Here is a 3,380-nt window from a genome sequence, read left to right on the forward strand (position 1 = left end):
TACCATTTCGTTGAGGGTGCGGAAGCCGAGGGAAGCCATGATTTCCCGTAAGTCTTGGGCGATGAAGCGCATGAAGTTGACGGTGTGGGCGGGATCTCCGGTATAGGTGGCGCGGAGTTCGGGGTTTTGGGTGGCGATGCCTGCGGGACAGGTATTCAGATGGCAGACGCGCATCATGATACAGCCGAGGGTGACGAGGGGGGCGGTGGAGAATCCGAATTCTTCGGCACCGAGGAGGGCGGCGATAGCGATGTCCCGTCCGGTTTTGAGTTGTCCGTCGGTTTCGACGACGATGCGGCTGCGGAGGTTATTGAGGACGAGGGTTTGATGGGTTTCGGCGAGTCCGAGTTCCCAGGGGAGTCCGGCGTGTTTGATGGAGGTTTGGGGTGAGGCTCCGGTACCGCCGTCGAAGCCGGAGATTAATACTACATCAGCGTGGGCTTTGGCTACGCCTGCGGCGATCGTGCCGACTCCGACTTCGGATACTAGTTTGACGTTGATTCGCGCTTCCCGATTGGCATTTTTGAGATCGTGGATCAGTTCGGCGAGATCTTCGATCGAGTAGATGTCATGGTGCGGTGGGGGTGAAATCAGCCCGACACCTGGGGTGGAGTGACGAACTTTGGCAATCCAGGGGTAGACTTTTTTACCTGGGAGTTGTCCGCCTTCGCCTGGTTTGGCTCCCTGTGCCATTTTGATTTGGATTTCTTTGGCTTGGGAGAGGTAGAGGCTGGTAACGCCAAATCGTCCCGATGCGACTTGTTTGATGCCGCTATTTTTGGAGTCGCCGAGTTCGTTTGTCCAGGTATAGCGTTCGGGATCTTCGCCGCCTTCGCCTGTGTTTGATTTACCGCCGATTCGGTTCATCGCGATCGCTAGTCCTTCATGTGCTTCACTAGAGATCGAACCGTAGCTCATCGCGCCTGTTTTAAAGCGTTTGAGGATATTCTCGATCGGTTCTACTTCGTCGATCGGGATGGCTGTGTGCGGTTTAAAATCGAGAAGTCCGCGCAGGGTAAAGTGTTTTTTATCCTGCTCGTTAATCAGCTTGGCGTATTTCTGGTACAGATCGTATTTACCCGTCCGCGCCGCCTGTTGCAAAGCGTGGATACTTTCAGGGCTGAATAAGTGTTCTTCACCATCTTTGCGCCACTGATAATCACCACCGACATCTAGTGTCGCACCTTTGGCAGGTCGATCGGGGAAAGCGTGGGTGTGACGGGTAATCGTTTCTTGGGTAATTACGCCGACATCAGCACCTTCAATCCGCGATGCGGTGCGGGTAAAGTACTTATCGATCGTCACCTGATTCAATCCGACAGCTTCAAAAATCTGGGCACCGCGATAACTTTGAATCGTCGAAATCCCAATCTTCGAGGCGACTTTAGTTACGCCTTTAGTTGCGGCTTTAATATAGTTTTTGACAGCAGTGGGATAATCGACATCGAGTAACATTTTCTGCGCGATTAAATCCTCGATCGTCTCAAATGCCAAGTAGGGATTAATCGCCCCACAACCATAACCAATCAACGTCGCAAAATGATGAACTTCACGGGGTTCGCCAGATTCTAATACCAGTCCAACGCGAGTACGAGTACCCGTGCGAATTAGATGATGATGTAAGCCAGCAATAGCTAGTAATGCTGGGATTGGAGCAGTTTCAGCATTAACACCTCGATCGCTCAAAATCAAGATACTAATACCAGATTCGATCGCTTTATCTGCCGCTGCAAAAATCACCTCTAAGGCGGCTTCAAGTCCCTTCACGCTATCTTTAGGGTTAAATAGCATTGGAATAGTAACAGAGCTAAATCCACCCTCATTCAGGTGCTTTAACTTCGCGAGTTCAGCATCAGTTAAAATCGGCGATTTGAGCGCGATTAGATGACAACTTTCGGGTTCTGGTTTGAGTAAATTCCGCTCAGATCCGATCGTCGTTTGCGCGGAAGTAATGATCTCTTCCCGAATTGAATCGATCGGCGGATTAGTAACTTGAGCAAATAGCTGTTGGAAATAATCGTAGAGTAACTTTGGTCGATCGGACAACACCGCCAACGGCGTATCAGTCCCCATCGAACCCGTCGCTTCCACCCCATCCCGCGCCATCGGCGTAATCAGCATCCGCAACTCTTCAAACGTATAGCCAAACGCCATCTGACGCTGGAGAATCCCCCCTAGCCCCCCTTGGGAAGGGGGGGACAAGAGAGACTCTGCTCCTGCTCCCCCCTTATTAAGGGGGGTTGGGGGGGATTCAGGATTCGCGATATCCTCCAGCCTGACTAAATGCTCATCCAACCACGCTTGATAAGGATGTGCGCTAGTAATCTCATGCTTGATTTCCGCATCGCTTACAATCCGCCCAGCGACGGTATCCACCATGAACATCTTCCCTGGTTCCAACCGTCCCTTCGTGACCACTTTTTCCGGCGGAATCGTCAACACACCTGCTTCTGATGCCATAATCACCAGATCGTCAGTCGTCACATAATAACGTCCTGGGCGCAATCCATTCCGATCGAGTACCGCCCCGATCGAGCTACCATCAGTAAACGCGATCGAAGCTGGGCCATCCCACGGCTCCATCAAGCAAGAATGGTACTCATAAAACGCCTTCTTCTCCGCGCTCATCGACTCATGCGCCGTCCAAGGTTCGGGCACCATCATCATCATCGCATGAGGCAAACTGCGACCGGAAAGGGTCAATAATTCCAGAGCATTATCAAAGATCGTCGAGTCACTACCATCGACATTAATTGCAGGTTTAATCTTACTAATATCATCACCAAATAACTCCGACGCAAATAACGATTGCCGCGCCGTCATCCAGTTAATATTGCCGCGCATGGTATTGATTTCGCCATTGTGGGCAATGTAGCGGTAGGGATGCGCCCGCTCCCAACTGGGGAAAGTATTCGTACTAAACCGCGAATGCACCAACGCCAACGCGCTTTCCATGTCTGGATCTTGGAGTTCGGGGAAATATTGCCCCACCTGCACGGGCATCAACATCCCCTTGTACACGAGCGTCCGCGCCGATATACTCGCTACATACCAATGTACATCGATATTCGCCGCCCTAATTGCCGTATGCGCCAGCTTGCGAATTACAAACAACTTCCGCTCGAACGCCAACTCATCCGCCAATTCAGCCGATTTAGCAATAAATACCTGCTGCATAAACGGTTCACTCGATTTCGCCGTCTCACCCAAAGAACCATTATCCGTCGGCACATCCCGCCAACCCAATACCTTCAAACCTTCCGCCGCCGCAACTTCCGTGAAGATCTGCCGACTCTGCGATCGCATCACCGGATCTGGCGAACCATACACCGCCCCAACTCCATACTGTCCCGCTGCGGGTAATTCAATCCCTTCAGCAG

The 3,380-nt window shown here is 51.8% G+C and carries 1 protein-coding gene; it reads right to left on the bottom strand.

Annotated elements, in window-relative coordinates; all coding sequences use genetic code 11:
* Positions 1-3,380, bottom strand: a 3,380-nt coding sequence (gltB, locus tag RMO79_RS06445) for a glutamate synthase large subunit (protein WP_310482234.1), incomplete at both ends; no start/stop codon positions are given.

The sequence above is a fragment of the Chamaesiphon sp. VAR_48_metabat_403 genome, assembly GCF_031422475.1.
Lineage (GTDB): Bacteria > Cyanobacteriota > Cyanobacteriia > Cyanobacteriales > Chamaesiphonaceae > Chamaesiphon.